At 60.6% G+C, this 25,378-nt stretch carries 18 protein-coding genes and 1 pseudogene; 9 read left to right on the forward strand and 10 right to left on the reverse strand.

The features are described from left to right. Window positions 1-4: 4 nt before the first annotated feature. Window positions 5-1,168 carry a type III PLP-dependent enzyme gene (locus tag ACSAMW_RS10960; RefSeq protein WP_168083997.1) on the forward strand — a complete coding sequence of 388 codons (1,164 nt, stop codon included), beginning with the start codon at window positions 5-7 and terminating at the stop codon, window positions 1,166-1,168. Window positions 1,169-1,199: 31 nt separating this feature from the next. Here ACSAMW_RS10960 and ACSAMW_RS10965 read toward each other — a convergent pair whose 3' ends face one another. Together ACSAMW_RS10965 and ACSAMW_RS10970 are read right to left on the reverse strand one after the other, a co-directional pair. Further along, a complete protein-coding gene (locus ACSAMW_RS10965) occupies window positions 1,200-2,018 on the reverse strand; it encodes a tetratricopeptide repeat protein (RefSeq protein ID WP_500590363.1) in 819 nt (272 codons plus the stop codon). After that, window positions 2,015-2,695 carry a Fe2+-dependent dioxygenase gene (locus ACSAMW_RS10970; RefSeq protein WP_500590364.1) on the reverse strand — a complete coding sequence of 227 codons (681 nt, stop codon included), beginning with the start codon at window positions 2,693-2,695 and terminating at the stop codon, window positions 2,015-2,017. The genes ACSAMW_RS10965 and ACSAMW_RS10970 overlap by 4 nt, the downstream gene beginning before the upstream one ends. A gap of 199 nt (window positions 2,696-2,894) precedes the next feature. Here ACSAMW_RS10970 and ACSAMW_RS10975 point away from each other — a divergent pair, with 199 nt between their 5' ends. Together ACSAMW_RS10975 and ACSAMW_RS10980 are read left to right on the forward strand one after the other, a co-directional pair. Continuing rightward, window positions 2,895-5,123 carry a TonB-dependent receptor gene (locus tag ACSAMW_RS10975; protein WP_500590365.1) on the forward strand — a complete coding sequence of 743 codons (2,229 nt, stop codon included), beginning with the start codon at window positions 2,895-2,897 and terminating at the stop codon, window positions 5,121-5,123. A gap of 87 nt (window positions 5,124-5,210) precedes the next feature. Continuing rightward, the gene (locus ACSAMW_RS10980; RefSeq protein ID WP_500590366.1) at window positions 5,211-7,544 is read left to right on the forward strand and encodes a PepSY domain-containing protein; all 2,334 of its coding nucleotides are present in this window, start codon (window positions 5,211-5,213) and stop codon (window positions 7,542-7,544) included. A 5-nt stretch (window positions 7,545-7,549) separates the two neighbouring features. Here ACSAMW_RS10980 and ACSAMW_RS10985 read toward each other — a convergent pair whose 3' ends face one another. From ACSAMW_RS10985 to ptsP, 4 genes are all read right to left on the reverse strand, one after another. After that, window positions 7,550-9,103, reverse strand: a complete 1,554-nt coding sequence (locus ACSAMW_RS10985) for an alkaline phosphatase D family protein (protein WP_500590367.1) — start codon at window positions 9,101-9,103, stop codon at window positions 7,550-7,552. 376 nt (window positions 9,104-9,479) lie between these two features. Continuing rightward, window positions 9,480-11,210 carry a PTS fructose-like transporter subunit IIB gene (locus tag ACSAMW_RS10990; RefSeq protein WP_500590368.1) on the reverse strand — a complete coding sequence of 577 codons (1,731 nt, stop codon included), beginning with the start codon at window positions 11,208-11,210 and terminating at the stop codon, window positions 9,480-9,482. Beyond that, complete coding sequence (pfkB, locus tag ACSAMW_RS10995; protein WP_500594024.1) at window positions 11,207-12,163, reverse strand: 1-phosphofructokinase; 957 nt, start codon at window positions 12,161-12,163, stop codon at window positions 11,207-11,209. Before pfkB ends, ACSAMW_RS10990 begins: the two co-directional genes overlap by 4 nt. Continuing rightward, window positions 12,163-15,027, reverse strand: a complete 2,865-nt coding sequence (gene ptsP / locus ACSAMW_RS11000; protein WP_500590369.1) for a phosphoenolpyruvate--protein phosphotransferase — start codon at window positions 15,025-15,027, stop codon at window positions 12,163-12,165. The genes pfkB and ptsP overlap by 1 nt, the downstream gene beginning before the upstream one ends. A gap of 337 nt (window positions 15,028-15,364) precedes the next feature. On the opposite strand from ptsP, the gene cra reads away from it, so the two are divergent. After that, window positions 15,365-16,366, forward strand: coding sequence for a catabolite repressor/activator (cra, locus tag ACSAMW_RS11005; RefSeq protein ID WP_500590370.1), 1,002 nt, complete (start codon window positions 15,365-15,367; stop codon window positions 16,364-16,366). Beyond that, entirely contained in the window at window positions 16,363-17,154 is a 792-nt protein-coding gene (locus ACSAMW_RS11010) for a TatD family hydrolase (protein ID WP_500590371.1), read from the forward strand. Before cra ends, ACSAMW_RS11010 begins: the two co-directional genes overlap by 4 nt. Before the next feature lie 27 nt (window positions 17,155-17,181). On the opposite strand, the gene ampE is transcribed toward ACSAMW_RS11010, so the two are convergent. From ampE to ACSAMW_RS11025, 3 genes are all read right to left on the reverse strand, one after another. Then, entirely contained in the window at window positions 17,182-18,018 is an 837-nt protein-coding gene (gene ampE, locus ACSAMW_RS11015; RefSeq protein ID WP_500590372.1) for a regulatory signaling modulator protein AmpE, read from the reverse strand. Further along, on the reverse strand, window positions 18,015-18,596 hold the full coding sequence (gene ampD / locus ACSAMW_RS11020; RefSeq protein ID WP_500590373.1) for a 1,6-anhydro-N-acetylmuramyl-L-alanine amidase AmpD: 582 nt from the start codon (window positions 18,594-18,596) through the stop codon (window positions 18,015-18,017). Before ampD ends, ampE begins: the two co-directional genes overlap by 4 nt. A gap of 72 nt (window positions 18,597-18,668) precedes the next feature. Then, window positions 18,669-20,891 (reverse strand): DUF1631 domain-containing protein, encoded by a 2,223-nt coding sequence (locus ACSAMW_RS11025; protein ID WP_500590374.1) that lies wholly within the window; start codon window positions 20,889-20,891, stop codon window positions 18,669-18,671. A 281-nt stretch (window positions 20,892-21,172) separates the two neighbouring features. On the opposite strand from ACSAMW_RS11025, the gene nadC reads away from it, so the two are divergent. Together nadC and ACSAMW_RS11035 are read left to right on the forward strand one after the other, a co-directional pair. Continuing rightward, window positions 21,173-22,021, forward strand: coding sequence for a carboxylating nicotinate-nucleotide diphosphorylase (gene nadC, locus ACSAMW_RS11030; RefSeq protein WP_500590375.1), 849 nt, complete (start codon window positions 21,173-21,175; stop codon window positions 22,019-22,021). A gap of 68 nt (window positions 22,022-22,089) precedes the next feature. Continuing rightward, a complete protein-coding gene (locus tag ACSAMW_RS11035; protein WP_168084012.1) occupies window positions 22,090-22,635 on the forward strand; it encodes a cupin domain-containing protein in 546 nt (181 codons plus the stop codon). Window position 22,636: 1 nt separating this feature from the next. Here the strand turns inward: ACSAMW_RS11035 and ACSAMW_RS11040 are convergent, their stop codons facing one another. After that, window positions 22,637-23,413, reverse strand: coding sequence for an EAL domain-containing protein (locus tag ACSAMW_RS11040; RefSeq protein WP_500590376.1), 777 nt, complete (start codon window positions 23,411-23,413; stop codon window positions 22,637-22,639). An 819-nt stretch (window positions 23,414-24,232) separates the two neighbouring features. On the opposite strand from ACSAMW_RS11040, the pseudogene ACSAMW_RS11045 reads away from it, so the two are divergent. Together ACSAMW_RS11045 and ACSAMW_RS11050 are read left to right on the forward strand one after the other, a co-directional pair. Then, a pseudogene (locus tag ACSAMW_RS11045) lies at window positions 24,233-24,343 on the forward strand (hypothetical protein); the annotation flags it as partial. A gap of 228 nt (window positions 24,344-24,571) precedes the next feature. Then, complete coding sequence (locus ACSAMW_RS11050) at window positions 24,572-25,276, forward strand: methyl-accepting chemotaxis protein (protein ID WP_420708474.1); 705 nt, start codon at window positions 24,572-24,574, stop codon at window positions 25,274-25,276. Window positions 25,277-25,378: the final 102 nt, after the last annotated feature.

Here is a 25,378-nt window from a genome sequence, read left to right on the forward strand (position 1 = left end):
CCGCATGCCGATCAAGGTCGAAGATTACTACCCGCGCGAAACCTTCCAGAAAATGAAGGCTTTTGCCGACACTCAGGAAACCCCGTTCGTACTGATCGATACCGCTATTATCGACAAGGCCTACGACGACCTGCGCGCCGGTTTCGAATTTGCCAAGGTGTATTACGCCGTCAAGGCCAACCCAGCCGTCGAGATCATCGACCTGCTGCGTGACAAGGGCTCCAGCTTCGACATCGCCTCTATCTACGAGCTGGACAAAGTCATGGACCGCGGTGTGGGGCCAGAGCGCATCAGCTACGGCAACACCATCAAAAAGTCCAAGGACATTCGCTACTTCTATGACAAGGGTGTGCGCCTGTACGCCACCGACTCGGAAGCAGACCTGCGCAACATTGCCAAGGCAGCGCCGGGTTCGAAGGTCTATGTCCGCATCCTGACCGAAGGCTCCACTACAGCCGACTGGCCACTGTCACGCAAGTTCGGTTGCCAGACTGACATGGCCATGGACCTGCTGATTCTGGCGCGCGACCTAGGCCTGGTACCTTATGGCATTTCCTTCCATGTGGGCTCTCAACAGCGCGATATCAGCGTCTGGGACGCTGCCATCGCCAAAGTAAAAGTGATTTTCGAGCGCTTGAAGGAAGAAGATGGCATTGAGCTGAAACTGATCAACATGGGCGGTGGCTTCCCGGCCAACTACATTACCCGCACCAACAGCCTGGAAACCTATGCCGAGGAGATCATTCGTTTCCTCAAGGAAGACTTTGGTGATGACCTGCCAGAAATCATTCTGGAGCCTGGCCGTTCGTTGATTGCCAATGCCGGTATCCTGGTCAGCGAAGTGGTATTGGTAGCGCGCAAGTCTCGTACGGCCGTGGAGCGTTGGGTATACACCGACGTGGGCAAGTTCAGCGGCCTGATCGAAACCATGGACGAGTCCATCAAATTCCCGATCTGGACCGAGAAGAAAGGTGAGATGGAAGAAGTGGTGATCGCCGGCCCAACCTGCGACAGCGCTGACATCATGTATGAACACTACAAGTATGGCCTGCCATTGAACCTGGCCATTGGTGATCGCCTGTACTGGTTGTCCACAGGGGCCTACACCACCAGTTACAGCGCAGTGGAGTTCAACGGCTTTCCTCCACTGAAGGCGTTCTACCTGTAAGGCATCAGCCGCCGACAGGGAACGGGGTCTGTCAAAGGTCCCGTTTTTTGTCGGCAACGGGCAGGCAAGGCTGAGGTGGCTTACCAAGCGCGCCCGCAGTAGCCGCTGTGCGGCTTTCCTTGCGCCATACAACAGCCAGGTGGCGCAGCTCAGGAACCGCCGCAGCGGCAAGTGCCTGCGCGCCTTTTTCACGAAAGCGTTCATGGCCACTCAGCCTTGCCCGTTCCAGCCACATCAGGCCTTCGTTCAGCTGGCCAGCGGCGACCAGTACACCGCCATGACTGAACTGGCCGCGAAAGTCACCCCCCTCAGCGGCACGCCGGTACCAGGCATGAGCGGCAGGAATGTCTTGCACCACGGCTACGCCCTCCTCCAGGTAACGTGCGTACACATTCATTGATTTGGCATGCCCCAGTTCGGCCGCCTTTTTGTAATACGCCACAGCTGTACAGACGTCCCGAGAAACACCACACCCGGTGGCCAACAGGTTGGCCAGGTTGTACAGCCCCCAGTCCAGCCCGCCCTGGGCGCAGGCACGGTAATGCCGTGCAGCAATGGCCGCGTTTGCGTCACACCCCCAGCCGTGTTCATGGCACCGCCCCAGCATGTTTCTGGCCATCAGGTGGCCCGCTTTGGCAGCGATAGCAAACCAGCGCCGGGCCAATACCGGATCACGCTCAATACCGCGCCCATCCAGTAGTATCTGCCCAAGCAGCGCCTGCGCCTCCACAACCCCGGCACTGGCGGCTGCCAACATGGCCTGGGCCGCACGCGCCGGTGTATCTGCCAGGTGAGCCTTCAACTGATCGGCATCGAGCATGCTTTCGCGTCGTAGTGTCCAGCCGCTCATACGTCTACCCAACGGCGCAGCAGGTTGTGGTAAGTGCCGGTCAAGCGCAGTAGCCCAGGGTGATCGGGCATGTCCACCGTCAACGCCTGAATGGCTTCGTCCATCTCGAATAGCAGGGCGCGCTGGGCATCCTCACGCACCAGGCTTTGGGTCCAGAAAAATGCCGCAAAGCGGGTACCTCGTGTGACTGGCCGTACCCGGTGCACGCTGGTACCGGGGTATAGCACCATGTCACCCGCCGCCAGCTTGACCGCTTGATTGCCGAACGTGTCCTGAATCTCCAGCTCACCGCCCTCGTAGCTGGCCGGGTCGCTGAAAAACACGGTGGCGGACAGGTCGGTACGCAACCGCTCGCCACCGCCCCTGGGCTGGCGCACGGCGTTATCGATATGGAAATCGAAACTGCCGCCCTCCCGATAACAGTTGACCAAGGGCGGGAACACTTTATGGGGCAACGCGGCCGAGAGAAACAATGGATGTGCCCACAACCGTTCAAGCACAGCAGCACCGATTTCCCGCGCCAGCGGGTGCTCTTCGGGCAACTGAAGGTTGTGCTTAGCTTTTGCGGACTGGTAACCCGCTGTAAGCCTGCCGTCAGCCCATTCTGTTTCAGCCAGTGCCTCACAAATGCGGGCGGCCTCGCCCAAAGAGAACAGGGCAGGAATGTGAATGAGCATGGAAGCACCTCCAATCAAGGGGGCGCAATGATATTGATTCCCAGTTGCGCAGAGCAAGCACTGGTTTGTTACAGGGCCCTTTAGGGTTTCAAAGGGTGCAAGGCTTCCAACCCTACGACACAAATAATAATATTTCTCAATTGATACAAATAAGCATTTGTCCTATATTCCGCCGCCTTGAATCCGGGGAGGGACCTTCATGTCAGGCAAATTCAACCATTCACCACCTTCATCGCGGCTGTTGGCCTCAGCCGTGGGCGTTGCGATCAGTGCTGTGTCAGTTACACAGTTGGCCCAGGCCACAGAAGCGGATGACAACACGGTTACGCTTGGGGCTACAGAGGTTACGGATAGAGCAGATACGGCATCGTACAAAACTGAGGCCTCGGCTTCGAACAAGTACACCGCGCCCCTACGCGAGACGCCTAAAAGCGTTACTGTCATCTCGCATCAGGTCATTGAGGACACGGCAGCCAGCTCTTTGGCAGACGCACTGCGTACAACTCCCGGCATTACCTTTGGCGCTGGTGAGGGCGGCAACCCTGCAGCTGACCGGCCGATCATCCGTGGTTTCAATGCTGAAAGCGACGTGTTCGTGGATGGTATGCGTGACGTGGCAGCGCAAAGCCGGGAAATTTTCAACGTAGCGTCTGTAGAAGTCAGCAAAGGCCCAGGGTCAGCGTATACCGGGGCGGGTTCGACCGGCGGAAGCCTCAATCTTGTGACTAAATCTGCAAGGCTGGGTGACGCCTACAATGGTGGCTTTACCTGGGGTTCGGACCAGACTAAACGTACAACGCTGGACCTTAACAAACAGCTGACTGATACCTCGGCATTTCGTTTGAACCTCATGAAGCATGAAGCTAATGTGGCTGGCCGCAATGACGTCGATGTCAGCCGCTGGGGCTTTGCCCCCTCCTTCGCATTCGGCTTGGGTACCGATACCCGCGTACAGGTTAATTACTATCATCTGTCCACGGACGACATGCCTGACTACGGCCTTCCTCTGTCACTAAGCCCCAACCGGTCGAAATACACGGTGGACAAGCCTGCTCACGTGAACGAAAACAACTTCTACGGGCTAAGTGGCCGGGATTACAGAAAGAGCACCAACGACAGCGGCACCATTCGTATCGAGCATGACTTCAATGAAAACGTGACGGTCGCCAACAGCTTCCGCATGTCTCGTTCCACCTTGGACTACATCGTCACCAACCCGGATGACAGCCGTGGCAATGTAGCTAATGGCTTGGTATCTCGGTCGGCCAAAAGCCGCAATTCCACCTCATCGGGCTTTGTGAACCAGACGGACATGACCCTGAGGTTCAATACAGGCTTTATTGAGCACACGCTTAATAGCGGTGTTGAGGTGAGCTATCAGGACACCCATAACCGTAACTACGTAGTCTCTGGCACTTCTAATTGCAGAGGTACTACTGTGGGGGCAGGTGACTGTACAAGCTTGTACCGCCCGCGGCCTGGCGACCATTGGGCTGGCACCATTACCGACAGCTCAGCCTATACAGACACCGATACAAAAACCTCGGCTGCTTACGTATTCGATACGCTCAAATTGAACGAACAGTGGTCGCTCAATGCCGGCCTGCGATACGACGATTACGAAACCCAAGCCAGTGGTTATGCCACTGCCGGCCGGGGTACAACGGCAGGTGACTTCTCACGGGAGAACACAGCACACCTGTGGAACTACCAGTTGGGTGTGGTTTACAACGTACAGCCCAATGGAAGCATTTACGCAGCGTGGTCTACCTCCAGCAACCCGGCAGGCGAAACCAGCGGTAACGGTGGCCTTGAGCTAAGCGCGGCGAACACCAACCTTGACCCAGAGCGTAACCGCAACTATGAAATCGGCACCAAATGGGACCTGTTTGATAATAAATTGGCGCTGACTGCAGCGCTGTTCCGTACAGACAAAACCAATGCGCGGATCACGGACCCAGATGGCAGCAGCTATCAGGTACTAGGCGGCAAGCAACGGGTAGACGGGGTCGAGTTGACCTACAGTGGAAAGCTGACCGAGCAATGGAAGGTCTACGGCGGCTATACCTATATGCGCAGCGAGCTAATGAAGGCTACCAATGAGGTGGATGAAGGCAATCATCTGCCTAACACGCCTCGCCACTCGTTCAACCTATGGTCCACGTACGCCATTTTGCCCAAGCTGACCGTTGGCGCTGGTGCGACTTTTGTAGACGCCCGTTTCGGCAACGAAGCCAACTCGGTGGAAGTGCCCTCCTACTGGCGCTATGACGCGATGGCTCAATACAAAGTGACGAAAAATCTAGATCTGCAACTCAACGTGCAAAACCTGACCGACAAGCGTTACTTTGATCAGGTGTTCCAGACACACTATGCACACGTAGCACCCGGCAGGGCAGCTCTTGTAAGCGCCAACTTCCACTTCTAACCCACGCCGGCAAACCGCCCCGCTCAGGTCAACAGCGGGGTTTTTGCTGTCTGCCCACCCTATCGGCCCCGTCAACAGGCAAGCCACGTGTTCAAGAAAACTATTTTCCAGCTTCACTGGCTGTTTGGAATCACGGCCGGCCTGGTGCTTTCGCTGATGGGTATCACCGGGGCGTTGTACTCGTTTCAAGAAGAGATTCTGCTGGCGTTGAACCCCACCACGCTCAGGGTGGAAGTGCGGCCGGCAGGCATGCTGCCCCCTTCGCAGTTGGTCACGCGCTTGGAAGCCCAGGGGTTGGGCAAGGTCAGCAACCTGTGGGTGATGGCCGACACCAATGAGGCGTCGCGGGTGTACTACGCACCACCAGCAGGCGAGCGACGCGGCCCCATGCGTTATTTCGACCCCTACACCGGGGAGCTGCGTGGGCAGGTCACAGGGCAGAACGTCTTCAATTTCGTATTGCAGCTGCACCGTTTTCTGGCCATCGGCGAAACAGGCAAGCAGATCACCGGGGCCTGCACCCTGATGTTGCTGTTCTTTTGCCTGTCAGGGATATACCTGCGCTGGCCTAGAAAGGCCTTGAACTGGCGCACTTGGCTAACCCTGGATTGGGCCAGAAAGGGCCGTGCCTTTCACTGGGACCTGCATGCAGTGGCAGGTACATGGTGCCTAGTGTTCTACCTGATCGCCGCCTGCACAGGCCTGATGTGGTCCTACGATTGGTATCGCGAGGGGGCCTCGAACATACTGACCGGCAATACCCCAAAGCCTCGCGGGGGAGAACGCCGCGGCAAATCAAAGGATGCCGCTCCACAGGCCGACTGGGCAGCGTTGTGGCAGGCCGTACAGAACGCAGCCGGCCCCCACATGAGCAGCTTCACCCTTCGCCTGGCAGCGCAGCCGGGCCAGCCCGCTACAGCGTTCTACCTGCTGGACAGCTCTCCCCATGACCGTGCGCTCAATGCGTTGGAGCTCAACCCGGTGACCGGTGCCGTACTCTCCCATGAGCGCTACGCAGATAAGCCACTGGGTGAGCAGTTGTTCGTCAGCAACTATGCCGTTCATACCGGCAGCTTTTTCGGGCTGCCAGGCCGCGTACTGATGACAGCCGCCAGTGTGTGCATGCCGCTGTTCTTTATCACGGGTTGGTGCCTGTACCTGGACCGCCGCCGCAAGCAGCGCCATATTCGCCTCAGCCAGCAGGGCGTGGACGGCACCGCTGAAGGCTGGCTGGTGGCGTTCGCCAGCCAAAGCGGCCTGGCGGAACAACTGGCCTGGCACACCGCCGCACGGCTACAGGCCAGCGGCCAGGGCGCACGCGTGGTCAACCTTAGCGCTGTTAGCGAGAGCGACTTGAAAGGCGCGAGACAAGCCGTGTTCGTGGTCAGCACCTTTGGCGATGGCGAAGCGCCAGACACGGCCCGGCTGTTCGAGAAGCAACTGGCAGCCCGGCAATGGCCACTGCCCCAACTGCACTATGCCTTGCTGGCATTGGGTGACCGCAGCTATACCCATTTCTGCGGCTTCGGGCGGCGGCTGTCCAGCTGGCTTGACAGCCAAGGTGCACAGCCGCTGTTTCCACCTGTGGAAGTCGACAATGCCAATGCTGACGACCTGCAGCAGTGGGACCGTGCGCTGGCCTCTATTGGCGTTGCAGGTTCAGGGCAGGCTGGCCCTGCCCCGCTGCAGCCATGGCCACTGGTCCAACGCTGCCTGCTCAATCCCGGCAGTGCAGGCGCTTCCCTGTTTTCCGTAGACCTGGCCATTCCCGACGGGTGCCAATGGCAGGCAGGCGACCTGCTGGAAATCATGCCACCTGGCCAGGCGCTGGCCACACGCCCTCGCGCGTATTCCATTGCCTCGTTGCCCAGCGAAGGTTACCTGCGGCTGCTGGTGCGGCAACATCCACAGGGCCTGTGTTCGGGCTGGCTGACTGCACAGGCTGAAATGGGCGAGCCGGTAGAAGCACGCCTGCGGCGCAACAGCAATTTCCATCTGCCCGAGGGGGGCTGCCCGCTGATACTGATCGGCAATGGTAGCGGCCTGGCAGGCTTGCTCAGCCTGCTCAAGGCGCGCATCACTGCTGGGCAGGTAAGCAACTGGTTGATCTTTGGGGAACGCAACCGCGCAACGGACTTCCTTTACGAACGCGAAGTGACTGCCTGGCTGGCTGAAGGCGGCCTGGCACGCCTAGACACGGCTTTTTCCAGAGACCAGGCCGAAAAGCGCTACGTGCAGGATGTGATACGCGAAACAGCACCTGTGCTCACACAATGGCTGGCGGAGGGCGCCGCCCTTTATGTGTGCGGCAGCCTTGAGGGCATGGCGCAGGGTGTGGATGACGCCCTGCGCCAGGTGGCAGGCGATGCGCTGGTGGAGCGGTTGATAGAAAGCGGCCGTTACCGCCGGGATGTGTATTGAACGCCCTACACCGGCGCTAGCTTCTTTTCGTACACCGCTACGCCGTCCAGGTCGCGCAGGGTGACAGTCAGTTCGCCGCTGTGGGCCTCGATATTCACTTCGCCAAAGAACTGGAAACCAGCAAAGGGTGACGTGTTCTGTGCAGTGGGCGCCTTCTGGAACACCAGTTCCGGGCCAAACGTCATGTCCAGCGGGTTTGGGCCGAAACTGCCCGCATTCAACGGGCCGGCAACGAATTCCCAGAAGGGGTCGAAATCCTGGAACGCGGCGCGGTCAGGATGGTAGTGGTGCGCGGCGCAATAGTGCACGTCTGCCGTGAGCCACACCGTGTTCTTCACCTGTTGCTGGCGCAGGTGCCCCAGCAGTTCGGCCACCTCCAGTTCGCGCCCTTTGGCAGGCCCATTGTCGCCATTGGCAATGGCTTCCCAACGCCCTACCCCTGGGCTGACTTCGCCATCGGGAACACCCAGGCCGATGGGCATATCGGCTGCAATCACCTTCCACTGCGCCGTTGACGCTGCCAGCTCAGCCTTGAGCCAATCCAGCTGCGCACGCCCCATGAAGGCGCTGTTGGCGTCCATCTGTTCGCCCAGGTTGGCATCATTGCCGCCTCTGTAGCTGCGCATGTCCAGCACAAAGATATCCAGGGTAGGCCCATAGGGAATACGGCGGTAAACACGTCGGCCCGCGTCACCGGCCTGTGGGCGCATGGGCGAATACTCCAGCCAGGCCTGGCGGGCAGGCGCCACCAGTTGCTGGATATCCCGGGTATGGTAGCGTTCGTCCAACTGCTTGCTAGGGGACCAGTTGTTTGTCACTTCATGGTCGTCCCATTGCCAGATCTGCGGCACCTCAGCGTTGAAACGGCGCACGTTTTCATCCATCAAGTTGTAGCGGTAGTTGCCCCTATAGTCTCCGAGGGTTTCAGCCACCTTGCTCTTGGCCTCTGTGGTGAGGTTGCGCCACACCCGCCCGTTTTCCGTGGTGAGTTGGGCAGGTACAACGCCATCGGCATAGATGGTGTCGCCACTGTGGATAAAGAAATCCGGCAGGCGCAGGCGCATGGCTTCGTAGATGCGCATGCCGCCTATGTCCGGGTTGATACCGAAGCCTTGGCCTACAGTGTCGCCGCTCCACACGAACCGGATGTCACGTGCTTGAGCGGGCACGCTGCGCAGGTGCCCGAACCAGGGTTCACTGGCTACACCGGTGTTACCGTCTTCGAACCAGGCTCGGTAGAAAATGGCTTGGCCGGCGGGTAGGCCAGTAAGCTCTACCCTACCTGTGAAATCACTCGCGGCGGTGACCAGCGCAGACGTTGCTCGCCGTGGCTGGGCGAACATGCTTTGAGTGTCCCATTCCACCACCAGCTTTGCGGGCCGATCACACCTGCTCCACACCATGGCCCGGTCCCCGAGTGGATCACCGGACTGCACGCCGTCAGTCAGTTGAGGGCGATCCTTCACCGATGCCAGGACCACAGGCGCCAGCCCAGGCAGCAACAGGCCAGCGCCGACGCTCTGGAGCAAACGGCGGCGGGCAATCGGAAATTGGCTCATGAACAGCTCCTTCAGCGTGAGTGAAGGGCTAATCAACTACATCAAGATGACAGCAACATGTACGACCCTTTGGGGCGCGGGCGCAGCGCTTGCACAGCGGGCGAACAGAGGGGCCTTTTGAGTGCCTGGCCTGGCCACTTCGCGGGTGGTCACCCGCTCCTACACGGACGGCAGCAGCCTGTATACCACCGTGTAGGCGCTTGCACAGCGGGCGAACAGAGGGGCCTTTTCGAGTGCCTGGCCTGGCCACTTCGCGGGTGGTCACCCGCTCCTACACGGACGGCAGCAGCCTGTATACCACCGTGTAGGAGCTTGCGGAGCGCTAGCGCAGCGGGCGAACGGATGGCCTGTTTTGAGTGCCAGCCCGGTCGTTTTCTCAGGCCGCTTCAGGTACCACCAGTTGCGCAGACTCAGCCTTTTTCAGTACGGCATACACCAAAGCGGTGACCAGGCTGCCTGCCAGGATAGCGATCAGGTAAAGCAAGGCATGGTTGATCGCGTTAGGGATCAGCAGCACAAACAACCCACCATGGGGCGCTACCAGCTTGCAACCAAAGTACATGGACAGCGCCCCTGTCAGCGCACCGCCTACCATGGACGCTGGAATCACACGCAGTGGGTCTTTGGCCGCGAACGGGATGGCACCTTCGGAGATAAAGCACAGCCCCAAGATCACAGCCGCCTTACCTGCTTCACGCTCAGTTTGGGCAAACTTGCGCCGTGCCAGCAGGCTGGCAAGGCCCAGGCCGATTGGGGGCACCATGCCAGCGGCCATGGTCGCAGCCATGGGCCCTGTGGTCTGGCCTGCCAGCAACCCAACGGAGAATGCATAAGCCGCTTTGTTGATCGGCCCACCCAGGTCCACACACATCATGCCGCCCAGCAGAATCCCCAACAGTACTGCGTTGGTGGTGCCCATGCTGTTAAGGAAGTCCGTGAGTGCGTGCAGCATGCCAGCCACAGGGCCGCCTACCACGTAGATCATCACCAACCCGGTAAACAAGCTGGCCAGCAAAGGGATGATCAAGATGGGCTTGAGCGACTCGATACTGGCCGGTAAGCGCGCAGCCTTGCTAATGCCCTTGGCGCCATAACCGGCGATAAACCCCGCCAGAATGCCACCAATGAACCCGGCACCCAGGGTGCTCGCCAATAGCCCGCCGATCATGCCGGGCGCCAGGCCTGGTCGGTCAGCGATAGACCAGGCGATGTACCCCGCCAGCAATGGCACCATCAAGGTAAAGGCCGCATCCCCGATTTGCTTGAGCGCGGCCGGCAGTGTGCCCGGCTGCTTGAACGCTTCGATACCGAACACAAACGACAACGCGATCAACAGGCCGCCAGCAACCACCATGGGCAGCATGAAGGACACGCCGGTGAGTAGGTGCTTGTATACACCACGCTTTTCCTGACGTGCCGGTGCGGCGCTTCCTTCTGCCGCCGCGCCTTCTACCTGCCCCTCGGCCAAGGCCTTGTCCAGCATGGCCTTGGCTTGCTTGAGCGCGATCCCGGTGCCGCAGCGGAAGATCCGCTTGCCTGCGAACCGCTCGGTAGCCACTTCGATATCACACGCTAGCAACACCACATCGGCTGCCGCAATGTCCTCGGCCGTAAGCGGGTTGCGCGCACCAACAGACCCCTGGGTTTCCACCTTCAAGGCATAACCCAGCTGGGTCGCGGCCTGTTGCAAGGCCTCGGCAGCCATGAAGGTATGGGCCACACCGGTCGGGCAAGCGGTAATGGCCACCAGCCGTGGCTGCTGGCTGGCAGCAGGCGCTGCAGACGACGTGCTTGCCTCATAAGGCTGAGCTTCGGCCATGGCGCGGTCTAGGAAGGCATCCACGTTACCTAGTGCTTCGGCAGGCGTGCTCTGGAACACGCGCTTGCCGTGCAGCCGCGCGAGGTCAACCGGGCCGGTATTGACCACCAATACCCAATCCGCCTCTTCGATATTCAGCGGCGACAGGTGACGTTCCGGGTGCTGCGGGTCGTGGATTTCCACGCACGTGCTCCAGCCGCGCCGCTGTGCTGCGCCGTCGAGCAGGCGCGCACTGAGTACGCTGGAGATCTTGCCACTGGGGCAAGCCGTGATAATGGCCAGTTTCATTTAGACACCTCCTGGGAGGTCGACAGGGGGCGTACGCTCACGCCGCTTTCAAGCTGAGCCAGCGCAGCGTGGTCTGGAATGCCAAAGCCGATCTGGGTCACGGCCATGGCGGCAATGGCCGTGGCCGTACGAAGGGTGCTCTCTGGTGACGCCTCGCTCAGCAGGCCGTGCACCATCCCAGCCAGCAACGAGTCACCGGCCCCTACGGTACTGGCGACTGCCACAGTAGGTGGCTGCGCATGCAGCCCCTGGCTTGGGGTCAACCAACTCACACCCTGCGCACCTTGGGAAATCACCACATGCTCAATGCCACGAGCGTGTAGTGCATGGGCCGCGCGGGTCTGGCTCTGGAGGTCTTCGACGGGCTCATCCAACACTTGCGCCAGTTCCTCGGTATTAGGCTTGACCAGCCAGGGCTGGCAGGCCAGGCCGGCACGCAAGGCGGCGCCACTGCTGTCCAGCGCCACACGCACGCCTACGTTACGAAGGGTTTCGAGCAGTGTCTGGAACCATTGGGGGCTTACCCCTTTGGGCAAGCTGCCCGCCACAATCGCCACGTCAAAGCCTGGGGCCAGGCTAGTGAGTTTTTCCAACAGTGCCGCCTGCAAGTGCTCCGGTACATCAGGGCCTGTGCCGTTCACGTCGGTTACACGGCCATCACGCTCGGCCAGTTTGATATTGCGACGGGTTTCCCCCGGTATGCGGATAAAGGCATCGGTAAACCCGCGCTGCTGGAACAGGGTTTCGAAGCGGTCGCTGTTGGCGTCGCCCAGAAAACCGCTCACGGTCAGCTCATGGCCCAGGTCTGCCAGCACCTGCGCCACATTGAGGCCTTTACCTGCCGCATGCACATGCAGCGCCTCGCCACGGTTGACTTCGCCAACGCGCAAGGTCGGCAACTCGACGGTAAGGTCCAGCGCCGGGTTGAGCGTAATTGTCAGAATCCTTGCCATCATGCGTTCTCCACCAAAGCCCGTACATCGCCTGCGCTTGCCGACACCAGCGCCTGCCTGGCCAAGGCCTGGGCATTGCTCAGGGTAAGGGCGCGCACGCCGGCCTTCACTTCGGCGATGCTGCGCGCCGACACACTCAGTTCATCTACGCCCAGGCCTACCAGCACAGGTACGGCCAGAGGGTCGGCCGCCAACTCACCACACACCCCTACCCACTTGCCATGGGCATGGGCCGCACGCACGGTGATGTCGATCAACTGCAACACCGCCGGGTGCAAGCCATCTGCTTGGGCCGACAGCGTGGGATGGCCACGGTCCATGGCCAGGGTGTACTGGGTCAGGTCATTGGTGCCGATACTAAAGAAGTCCACTTCGGCGGCCAGCACCGGTGCCAGTAACGCTGCAGACGGCACCTCGATCATGATGCCCACTTGCAAGTCATCTACCGGATGCTCCAAGCGCAGGCGCTGGACCATGTCACGGCCCAGGCGCCACTCCTCGACGGTGGCGACCATGGGGAACATGATGCGCAAGGGGTGCCCTTGCCCGGCCTGAAGCAGCGCACGCAGCTGGGTTTCCATCACATCTGGCCGTTGCAGGGTCAGGCGAATGCCGCGCACCCCCAGGAAGGGGTTTTCTTCAGCCGCAATCGGCCAGTACGGCAGGGGCTTGTCACCACCCACGTCCAAGGTACGGACCACCAGCGGCCTACCTTCGAGGCCTTCGAGCACACGCTGGTACTCAGCGCGCTGGGTCGCCTGGTCAGGGGCCTGCGGGTGTGCCATGAAAATCAGCTCGGTGCGCAGCAAACCGATACCTTCGGCGCCTTGCTCCACGGCCTTGGCCACGGCGGCGGCTTCGCCGATGTTGGCGCATACTTCTACGTCATGGCCGTCCAGCGTCACCGCAGGCTCATGGCGGCGCTCGGCGGCAGCGGCCAGGCGCGCAGCGCGATGGTCGCGCTCGGTACGCGCACGCGCCAGGGTTTCCTCAGTGGGCGCTACGGTGGCTTGGCCACGCTGCCCGTCCAGCAGCAGTACGGTACCCGAAGCCATGCGTAGCACGGCTTCACCGGCACCTACTACGGCAGGAATGCCCAAGGCACGGGCGACGATAGCGCTGTGGGCCGTGGCACCACCCCGTGCAGTGAGAATGCCGGCCACGCGTGCCGGGTCAAGCCGGGCCACATCCGAAGGGCCCACCTCGTCCATCACCAATACATAGGGCTCGTCCGGCGCTCGGCTGGCTTCTACACCGCAAAGCTGTGCCAACACGCGACGGCCGATATCGCGCAGGTCGGCTGCACGCTCGGCCAGCAAAGCATCATGGAGGGCCTCTTGGCGCTGGGCGGCTGACTCGATAACGGCAACCCAAGCCGCAGCAGCACTGTCACCCTGGCGCAGGCGCAGCGAGACTTCATCGATCAATGCAGGGTCGTCCAGCATTTCCAGGTGGGTAATGAAGATATCGCGGATGGACTGGGCCGCGCCCCGCTCTACCAACTGCTGAATATCGATACGGATGGCGCCAATGGCAGCCTCCAGGTGTTGGCGCTCAGCGGCTGCCGACTCACCCTTGGCGGGGTAATCGAACTGCTGGGGGCCTTCCACATGGGCTGGGCCGATAGCAATGCCAGGGGCGGCTGCCACAGCCCGCAAGGTGGTACCGGCCACAGGGGCCTGTACCTGGACAGGCGCGCTTGGGGCACTCGCCAGTTGCTCGGGCGTGACCAGCGGCAGCGGCTCCACTTCTTCGCCAAGCCCCTGCTCAATCGCGGCGATCAGGGCAGGCAGCGCCTGTTCAGCGATGGTGGGCTCGGCGGCCACTTCTAGCACCTGGCCGCGGCGGGCGCCCAGGCTGAGCAAACGGCTGAGGCTTTTGGCGGACACCGGGGCCTCGCCACTTCCCAGCACGCGAATTTGCACTTCTCCGTCAAACCCTTTGGCCAACTGCGCCAGTTCTTTAGCTGGGCGTGCATGCAGGCCATGTGCGTTGGCCAGGGTTACCTGCGCACTGGGCCAGTCTGGCGGAATGTCACCGCCCAGTACCTCCAGTACCGCCCGGCTGTTCGCGGCATGGAACAGCTCTTCGCCACGGCCGGCAATTAACAGCGCACACAAACGTTCCAACAGGGCCTCATGGGCCTCGCCAAGGCTGGCCAGGCAGAACAGGCCGTTCACAGCCTGGTCCTGGTAGGTCAGTGGCCGCTCCGGCGTCACAAAGGCCAGGCCAGGGCGGCCAACACCTTGCTCGCTGTGCAACCACCACAGCCCTTCGCCCAAGGGGAGTGGCGCCATCTGCTGCAATTGGCCAGCGAAACCGCTACCCACGCATTCGGCTTGGCGCAACAGGCGTGCACCTCGCCATACCAGCTCTTCGAAGTCGTCCACGGGCAGGCTGAGGCTGACCATCTGGGCGTCCAGCGCCAAGGCCTGTGGCGCGCCTTGCAACAACTTGAGCAAGGCATCCGGCGTGCTGGCCCGGCGCAGGGCTTCGCCCAGGTCGGTTTCACCCAAGGCACGGGTAAGTAACTGCAGCAGGCGCAAATGCTCGTCGGACTTGGCCGCGATACCGATGGCCAGGTACACCCGTTGGCCGTCGCCCCAGTCTACCCCTTCGGGGAACTGCAGCAGGCGCACACCGGTGGTAAAAACCTGGTCACGGGTTGCAGGCGTGCCGTGGGGAATGGCGATGCCCTGGCCCAGGTAGGTAGACCCTTGGGCTTCGCGGTCTTGCAGGCCTTGCAGATAACCTTCGGCAACCAAGCCATCGGCTACCAGCCGATCAGCCATCAGGCGCAATGCAGCGGGCTTATCCGCAGCGGCCTGGCCCATGGAAATCTGCTCAGAGGTGAGCTCGAGCATGCTGACTCCTTATCGCGCCGTTGAAGCGGTCGCTCAGGTATTGTTGTGAGTGTTTCAGCTCGCCAGAGCTATCCTGAAGTGCAGCGCAGGCAGTGCGCTTGTGTTGCCATTGAATATGAGACCGGAGAAGGGCCTGTTTTTCTCGTGGTACATCAAGCTGAAACGTTTAATCTGTCCAACCGCGAACGTTACTCGAATTCGTGCAACAAGGGAAAGCCTGCCGTCGGGCGACGGATGAGAAAGTGAGCCTGCGCCTGTGGGGCAGATAAGCGACAATGCGTCTGCCGCCCACTTGGGCGCGCCATGCCGTCCCTAGGGTCATACAAGGAACCTTTGTTTGAAACTCAGCGATATCGCTCGGCTTGCCGGGGTCTCGGTTACCACCGCCAGTTACGTCATCAATGGCAAGGCCACGCAGCAGCGTATCAGCCCCGCGACTGTTGCTCGGGTACGCGCGGTGGTGGACGCCCATGGCTTCACGCCCAACCCCCAGGCAGCGGGCCTACGCAGCCAGCGCACGCGCACCCTAGGATTTATTCTTCCCGACCTTGAAAACCCCAGCTATGCACGCATTGCCAAGATCCTGGAGCAACAGGCCAGGGCCCGTGGCTACCAGCTGTTGATCGCCAGCTCGGACGACGAGCCGGACAGCGAACGACAGTTGCAGCAACTGTTTCGCGCCCGGCGCTGCGATGCGTTGTTTGTAGCCAGTTGCCTGCCTGGCAATGATAGCTGCTATCGCGAAATCCAGAGCCGTGGCACCCCGGTCATTGCCATAGACCGGCAAATGGACCCTCACCTGTTCTGCTCGGTAGTCAGCGATGACCAGGAAGCAGCCCGGTTGCTCACGGCCAGCCTGCTGGCCCCTTCGCCCCGGCATATCGCGCTGATTGGCGCACGGCCTGAACTGAGCATCAGCAAGGCGCGAACAGGTGGCTTTGCGGCTGCCTTGGCAGACTTCCCAGGCACGGTACTGGTGCGTGAGGGCGCCGCCTTCAGCCGAGAGTGGGGCCAGCGGCTGATGGAAGAACTGATTGCTGAACTGGGTGGCCTGCCCGATGCCTTGGTCACCACCTCCTACGTGCTGCTGCAAGGCGTATTTGACGTATTGCAAAGCCGCGCTGCTGCCGACCGAACTCTGAGCCTAGGCACGTTTGGCGATACTCAGCTGCTGGACTTTCTTCCCTTGCCCATCAATGCCATGGCCCAGCAGCATGAGCTGATTGCGAGCCGGGCGCTGGATATCGCCCTCACAGCCCTGGAAGAAAAACACTACCAACCTGGTGTGTATGCCATCGCTCGAACCTTCAAGCAGCGCATCGACGAGCACCTGGCGTGAGGCTGGTGGACACCCATACACACCTGGACTTTCCAGACTTTGACGCCGACCGCAGCGCCTTGCTGGACGCTGCCCAGGCCGCCGGTGTGGAGCGGACCGTAGTGTTGGGTGTTCATCGTGCCAATTGGGCACGGGTATGGCAGCTGGCTGAACAGGACAAACGCGTGTATGCGGCTTTGGGCCTGCACCCGGTGTTCCTGGATGAGCATACCCAGGCCCACATAGACGACCTGCGCAGCTGGCTGGAACGCCTGAACGGCAATAGCAGGCTGTGCGCCTTGGGCGAATTTGGCCTGGACTACTACCTCAAGCATCTGGACCGCGCGCGCCAGCAATGGCTGTTCGAAGCGCAGCTACAACTGGCGGTGGATTTTTCGCTGCCTGTGCTGCTGCATGTGCGCCATAGTCACGCGGCGGTAATCGCCACCCTCAAGCGCTACAAGGTTCCCCGGCGCGGCGTGATCCATGCCTTCGCCGGCAGCTGGGAGGAAGCACGAGAATACCTCAAGCTAGGGTTCAAGCTGGGCCTTGGCGGCGCCCCTACCTGGCCACAGGCCTTGCGGCTACGCAAGGTAATACCGCAGTTGCCCCTAGAGAGCGTGGTGCTGGAAACCGACTCGCCTGACATGGCACCCAGCATGTACCCCGGCCTGCGTAATAGCCCCTTGCACCTGCCCGCCATCTGCCAAGCCCTGGCTACGCTGATGGGCGTGGCACCCCAGGCACTTGCCGAGGCCAGCAGCCGCAATGCCTTTGAGCTGTTTGGCTGGAGCGAAACCGCCCTGTAAACGCAAGCCTTGGGCACGCTACAGGCGTTAATACAGCAGCGCCCACACGGCGAACAGGGCATACCACAGCACAGCCGCCCGTTGCAGCAGGGCCCACAGCGCATCGATGCCTGCTACAGGCGCCGTGTCGCTGGCCGATGCCGGCAGGTCCGTAGCGAGGCACCCGGTGTGGGCAACAAAACGTGCCGCACTGCCCTGCCAGTCCAGCAGCTCATGCAGCATCCACCTGCACACCGCCACGAAGTTTCCCACCAGTGCAAAGCTGGCCCCCAGCAAGCGCGCAGGCAACCAGTTCAAGGCATGGCGAAGCCCACGAGCCTGCTCCCTCACCCCAGGGTGCTGACTGTGCTCGGCAGTAATGGCAAGCAAGCGATACGCCAAGGCCAGCGCAGGGCCAAGCAGGCTGTACCAGAACACGACAGCAAAGAAGCTCTGGAAAGCCTGCCATAGCAGCCAGCCCTGAACCTGCTCTGTAAGCGCGGCAGGGCTGTCTGCGGCGATGCCCAGGTCCCTTGCCGCCACATGCGCTGCTGCCGAGGCATCACCTCGGCGCCAGGCATCGCGCAAGGGCCCCATGGCCACCTTGGGTTCACCCCTGCCCAGGCTGTACAGCAATACCAGCAGGTGCACTGGCAGGGCCAGCCAACCATAAGCGACCGTCGCCAGCAGCCACAGCACCACGGCCACTCCCATCACAGGCAGGCCGATCAGCAAAACCAACAGCAGCCAAGGCTGGCTTGAGAACCTAGCTTGGGTTTCACGCGCGTGCAAGGCGTTCAAAAACCAGCGGTCGCGCTGAATGCGCAAGCGCCAGGCTGAAAATTTTTCGATCCATACAACGGCCAACAGCACCAGAAAACTCACGCATTGCCCTCCTTGCCGGGTGCGAGGGTGGAACGGAAACGGTCCCAGTCAAAGGCCGGCCCAGGGTCGGTTTTGCGGCCTGGAGCGATGTGGCAATGCCCCTGAACCGTTGAGGGGCCGATGGCGGGATACAGGCTTTGAAGCTGTTCAGCCAGCCGGGCCAGGCTACGGTATTGCGCCTCTGTATAGGGCAGGTCGTCCGTTCCCTCAAGCTCGATGCCAATAGAAAAGTCGTTGCAACCGGCCCGCCCCTCAAACGTTGACACCCCGGCATGCCAGGCGCGATCCCTGCAGGACACGAACTGAATGATGTCGCCTTCTCGTTCGATCATGAAGTGGGCAGACACCGTTAGGCTAGAAATGCTCTGGAAATAGGGATGCTCGGCAGGGTCCAGGCGGTTCTGGAAGAATTCCACCACTTTGCCTGTCCCGAACTCGCCCGGTGGCAGGCTGATGTTATGGATCACCAGCAGTGAAACGTCATCACCAGGGCGCGTGTTGAAGTTGGGCGAAGGGCAATGGCGCACGCCATGGCACCAGCCGGAGACGGGATCCAGGCGGACCTCATCAAGGTGCATAGGGGTTCCTTGTGAAGCGTCGATCAAGGGCGCAGTATGCCTTGTTCCGTCAGCCTGCGCAGCGTCGACACATCACGCCTTGAGCTGGCGCAGTTTGCCTACCACGGCATCCAGGGCACGGTCGAACAGCAGGTTGTCATCCAGAATGCGAATGCTGCCTTGCTGGAACTCTGCGGCCAACCCCATGCGAGACTTCTCCAGCACCTTCATGCCCGTGCGGTTCACGAATACGTACTTGCCCGTGCTTTCGATGATGGCCGTAAGCTTACAGCGAAGGCGGGTTTCGCTGTCTTCTTCCAACTCCACCCACATGCCAGGGCGCAGGCGGTCGACCTGTTGCAAAGAAGGGTCGCCTTCAGGCAGGCGTGGCGCGGCCTCACGTGCCGAAGGCGGTTCGCTGCCGGCCAATACGATTTCGTCTAGTACTTGGACCATGCCAGGGTCGTTGGCAGGGTCTGGCAGGCTGGCGCCCAAGGATTCGCGCTGGAAGGCCTGCACATGGAGGCTCTCCAACTGGCTGAAAAACTGGCTGGTTGCAAACGGGTCGAAGGCCGAGCTGGTCAGCCCCTCGCGCAACGACTTGAGCAAGCCTGGTACCAACTCAAGCAACCGCAGGCGGCTTTGTGAGTCATCGTGGGGCGCCACGCTCCAGATAAGCTGGTCCATGGTTTCAAGGCCAGCCCTCCACTCATCTGAATGCGCCCCATGCTTGAGCCAGGTCAGCAGCAGAAACTTGCTCCAAGCCTCTTCCAGCAGGCGCACTACTACGTGTGGCAACGTCTTGCCTACTAGACGGCGGTTCAGCTCATACTGCACTTGGGCACGCGCCATCTCCGCACGCGCACGCCCCTCTTCCGCATCCCGAGTACGCTGCTCCAACAGCTCGCTGCGACGGCGCTCCTCTCCTGTAAACGCCAGGAAATCCACCAGCAGTTCAGAGAACAGCGCAGGATCGTCCACAAAGTCATTGAGCAAGCGCTGAACGATCTGCTCGATACGTGCATGCAGTGCATCACGCTCGGACTCGCCGCGGTTGCTCCAGCCCATGGCCGCGCTGGCGATTTCATTGAGCAGCCGACGAGCCGGGTGTGTGCCCCGGCTGAAGAAACTCTTGTCCAGCACGGCCATTTTCAGCATAGGGATCTGCAGTCGGCCGATCAATACTTTAAGGGAGTCCGGCAGGTTGCGGTCGTCCAGGATGAACTCGAACAACATGGCAACCAGGTTGATCACGTCTTCGTCTACACCCCCAACGACACGGAATTTGCCGCTTTTTACGCTGACCCGCGTCAGCAGCTGTTCAAGCTGGTAACGCAAGTCATAGTCTTCGTGGCTGGTGGGGTGAGTCGGCACGTATTGCTGCAAGTGCGACAATAGCCTTAGCAGATCGTTAGTCGAAATAGGCTGGGCTTCGACAGAGTGTTCCAGCTTGGGCGCCACGGTGCCGCGCACGGTGCGCAGTAGTTCCTGCAACGCAGAAAACACTTCACGTACGCCTTCATCCAGAGGCGCTTGCGCCGAAGGTTGCTGCAGCACCGCAGCACTCTGGCTCAGTTCTTCCCGCTTTCGGCCGGTGGCCGTGCGGTCCTCGGCACGTCGGCTAGGCGCGGCCTTCAGCTCAGGCAGGATGCCAGTGGCGATCAACAGGTGGTTGGCATCGGCATAAAGGTGGTCCGTATCGCTGAGTACATACTTGTCGAACAGCTTGAGGATGATCAGCTTGACCTTGATTTCCACGCCCAAGGTGCGCCCGGCTTGCAAGAAGAACTCGCACAGCATTGCCGGCCCAAGGGGGTTGGTATCGTCATTGAGCTTGCGCGGCACCAGCGTATTAAGGCGGGTAGTCAACTGGCCGAGCGCCAGGCCGTCACGGGCCATGACCTTGCCGACCATGGCGTCCAGCGCCACAGTGCGCTCCAGTTCATCATGAGGAACCAGGGCGAGCTTGTCGTAAGTGACGGCCATGGCGCTGGTATCGGCCACGTCGTACTGGCCGATACGTACGAACGATTCGTAGAATTTTTCCAGGAACCCACGTTCAATACTTTTGCGCTTGAGGCGAAGGTCTCGCATGGCTTCGAAAAACGTATTCTGGTCAACGTTGTTCTGAGCCTTGTCTGCCATTTCAAACAGGGTGTCGTCAGCGTTATCAAACAACGCTTGCAGGCCCTCTTTGAGTTGCTGAGCCGCTTTGTCGCGCACCTGCAGGAGTACCACAGGCAGGCGGGCCAACGGGGCTGATGAAGCCGGGTCGGCAGGCACCTTGAGAGGTACCACTTTGCCATCTGTGGACATGACGTGCTCCTGAGGATTTGGGTTGGACGCTCGGCAGCGGCCGAGCATGACGTGCCGTAAGAGTGGCGTCAAACGCTGGCAGGGCCAATCGTGAACCTTATCGCTAATGCCTGCGTGACGCAAAAAATCGCACGGGCTCCAATGGTGCATAGACCTTGCGAAATGGGAAAAGCTCCCAGCCAGCGCTAAAAATCACGGATTGCCAACCCCGTCACACACGGGCTACGCAGCCACCGGGCACTGCCCTATAATCGCCCCCGAATTCGCCTACGGAGCTGCCCATGCCCCCTGTACAGACCGCTGGCCTGGCCACGGAAATCGAAGCCAATGTGCGCCGTGCATTGCTTGAAGACGTTGGTACCGGCGACATTACCGCCCAGCTGATACCAGCCGAGCGCCTGGCGCGCGCGACCGTGATCACCCGTGAAGCCTGTGTGGTGGCGGGCAGTGCGTGGGTCGATGCGGTATTCCGCCAGCTAGACCCGCGTGTAGCCGTGCATTGGCACGTGGCAGAGGGTGCGCGTGCCGAGCCTGGCCAAACGCTGTTCAGCGTGGAAGGGCCTGCTCGTTCGCTGCTCACAGGGGAACGGTCAGCGCTCAACTTCCTGCAGTTGCTGTCTGGCGTGGCCACGCGGGCAAGGCATTATGCCGACCAGGTCGCGCATACCAGCGTACGCCTGCTGGACACTCGCAAAACAGTGCCTGGGCTGCGCCTGGCGCAAAAATACGCGATCACCTGCGGAGGTTGCTACAACCACCGGATCGGGCTGTATGACGCTTTCCTGATAAAGGAGAACCACATTGCCGCCTGTGGGGGCATTGCCGCCGCCATCGAAGCCGCACGTCGCATTGCCCCAGGCAAGCCCGTGGAAGTGGAAGTGGAAAGCCTGGACGAGCTCAAGCAAGCGTTAGCCGGGGGTGCGGATATCATCATGCTTGATGAACTAAGCCCGGATGACATGCGCGAGGCAGTGCGGCTAACAGCGGGCCAGGCCAAACTTGAGGCCAGTGGCGGCATCAATGACAGTACCCTGCGTAGCGTTGCTGAAACGGGTGTGGACTTTATTTCCATCGGCACCCTCACCAAGGACGTGAAAGCCATCGACCTGTCCATGCGCCTGAGCCTGTAACCTGAGCCGCTACACATAAGCCTGCCAGCGGCCAGGGCCGCATTTACCTTCTTATCGATAAGGGTGCTATGGATATCGGGCCACGACTGAAAATGGTGCGTGAACGTCACCAGTTGTCCCAGCGAGAGCTGGCCAGGCGCAGCGGTGTGACCAACGCGACTATCTCGCTGATCGAGCAGAACCGCGTAAGCCCTTCGGTAAGCTCGTTGAAAAAGCTGCTAGAGGGCATTCCCATGTCCTTGGCAGACTTTTTCACCGCTGATGAAGCGCCTGTGGAAAATGCCCATGTCTTCCGCGCTGCCCTGCAGCCGGACCTGGGCCGCCATGGCCTGCGCTTGCTGCTGGTGGGCGCTACTGTCAAGAACAGGAATATGCGGATGTTGCGCGAGCTATACGCGCCTGGAGCAGACAGTGGTGAACCTATTGTCCACCCGGTGGGCGAAGAGTGCGGGCTGGTGACCCGAGGCACCATCGAGCTGACCCTCAATGGCGAGGTGAGCATTTTGCAACCGGGCGACGGCTACTACTTCTCCACCACCCTGCCCCATAGCTTCAAGAACATTGGCCAGGACGAGGCCGAAATCATCAGCGCCAACACGCCGGCTAACTTTTGAATTACACGCCGGCCAACGGCAGGCCCTCCACCTCCGGCTTGGCAAACAGGTAACCCTGCATCAGTTCAATCCCCAAGCTGAGCAAGGCATCGCGCTCGGCCTGGGTTTCGACGCCTTCAGCTACGATCTGGATATTCAGTTCACGCGCCACCAGCACGATGCCCGCCACAATGGCCTGGCGAACCCGGTCGTCATCGATGTTGCGGGTAAGCACCATGTCCAGCTTGATCACGTGGGGCTGGAACGTTGCCAACAGGTTCAGCCCCGAATAGCCCGACCCGAAATCATCGATGGCCGTGGTAAACCCCTGCCGGGCATATTCAGCAAAGATCGATTGCAGGTGTACCGGGTCTTCCACCCGCTCCCCTTCCATCACTTCGAACATCAGCCTGTCCAAAGGAAAGTCGAACCGGCGCGAGGCTTCCACGGTAGCGCGGATACAGGTTTCTGCACGGTACACGGCATTGGGGTAGAAATTGATGCTCAGCTTGCAGTCAGGCAGGCGCGCCAAACCTAGCCCGGCGGCCAGTTCGATAGCCTTCACTCGGCAGGCCTGGTCAAAGCGGTAAAGGTTGGCATCATTCACCTTGGCCAGAATGTCGGCCGCCCCCTCTCCGTTTACCCCACGCACCAGCGCCTCATAGGCAAAGGGCCGGCCACTGGGCACGTGGACGATAGGCTGGAAGGCCATGGTGAACTGGAAATCGAGCGTTTCCAGGGCACGGCACTGTGCACACCCTACTGCTACAAAGGGTTGCTCGAATACTGGCCTGAGCATTAAAACCTCCGAATACGGTGAAAATGATGTCACTTAGACATCATTGCGGTGAGCCGTTCGCTTGTTCGTTCAAAACATCCGTAAAGGGCGTTTTCGGCCGGCGGCCTTTTTTCTTTGAAAAGATAGACGAAAGGTCGTCTCGCCATTCAAGCCCGCTGTTTCACAGCCGATGAGTTAGACGACGGACAGGGAGGGTCTGGATAACGCAAACCGCCACGTTTTGATTGAGAATTCTCCATGTCGTTAAAGACCTCCCTTAAGGCGCAAATGCTACTGCTCATCGGCGGCAGCCTATTGGCGATCCTGCTGATCGCCCTTGGTTGTTTCCAGTTTCTGGCCCGAGGCGTACATGACTACCGTGCCTTGGTCGATGGCCCTGTCCATGCTTCCCAACTGGTCGAAGACGCCAACCTGCAATTTAAAGTGCAAGTACAGGAATGGAAAAACGTATTGCTGCGTGGCAAGCAACCGGCCGATGCTTCCAAATACTGGGGGCAGTTTGAGGACCGTCACCGCGCCGTGCAAGGCCTGCTTGGCCAACTGATCGCTGAGCCTGGGCTGACACCTGACTTCAAGCAACGTGCCACACAACTGAGGGACAGCCACCAGGCGTTGCTTGCAGCCTATAGCAAAGGCCGTGATGCCTTCACCGCCGCCGATGGCGACCCTGTGGCCGGCGACCGTGCCGTACAGGGCGTTGACCGGGCTACCACTGAACAGCTTAGCCAATTGGCCAAGGATATCTCCACCGACGCTGACACCCAGGCTGCAGCCATCAGCAGTACCGCCGAACGCGCGCTCTGGCTTGGCTTGGCGGTGATGATCGCTTCGGCGGTGTTGGTGGCCGTGCTGAGCCTCTGGCTGGTAAGCCGCCGCCTGGTGGAACCGGTGACCCGCCTGATCGCCTATGTGGCTGACTTGAGCCAGGGCAAGTTCAAGGACCGTGTGCACAATGACCGGCAGGACGAGCTGGGCCAGCTGGCCACTGCCGCCAATACGCTGCGCGACTTCCTGGACGAAACCTTTACACGCCTCAAGCGCAACGCGACTGAACTGGACGGGGCCAGCTCTGCCCTGCACCAGATTGCCCGGCAAATGGCCAAGGGCACTGAAGAACAATTCAGCCGCACGGACCAAGTAGCCACGGCCATGCACGAAATGTCCGCCACGGCGCAGGAAGTGGCCAACCATGCACAGGAAGCCGCCCACGCCGCCGAAGAGGCCGACCAGTCCGCCCAGCGCGGTGGTGAAGTGATGCAAGCCACCATCAACGCCATCAACCAGATGCGAGGCGAGATCGACACCACCTCTACCGTGATTCGCAAGCTGGAAAACGACAGCGGCCGGGTGGGCAAGGTGCTGGAAGTGATTCGCGGCATTGCCGAGCAGACCAACCTGCTGGCCCTCAACGCCGCTATCGAAGCCGCCCGTGCAGGCGAGGCTGGCCGAGGCTTTGCGGTGGTCGCTGATGAAGTGCGTAGCCTGGCACAACGTACGTCGTCGTCCATCACCGAGATCAACCAGATCATCGATGCCGTACAGCTGGGTACCAACGATGCTGCCCGTGCTATAGAAAGTGGCCGGCAGAGCAGCGAACGAAGCGCCGAGCATGTGGGCCAGACCGGCACCATGCTGAGCCGCATCACCGCTGCCATTGAATCGATCCGCGGCATGAACCAGCAGATCGCGACCGCTGCCGCCGAGCAGACCGCCGTGGCCGAGGACATTTCCCGCAACCTCACGGAGATCACCACCATCGGCGTGGCCAATCAGCAGCACGTGCAAGGCACCGAACAGGCCAGTGGCCGCTTGCATGATTTGTCTGGGCAATTGAATGCGCTGACGGCACGCTTGGGTAACTGATTATCGGCGAAATGATTTGAAAACTTTCCAACCGTAGTGTGTTCATGGCATTCCAGCCAAGGAAAACGCCTTGTTCCAATAGCCCTGACATTAGGTCAGGGC

This window comes from Pseudomonas sp. AB39(2026) (assembly GCF_059831485.1).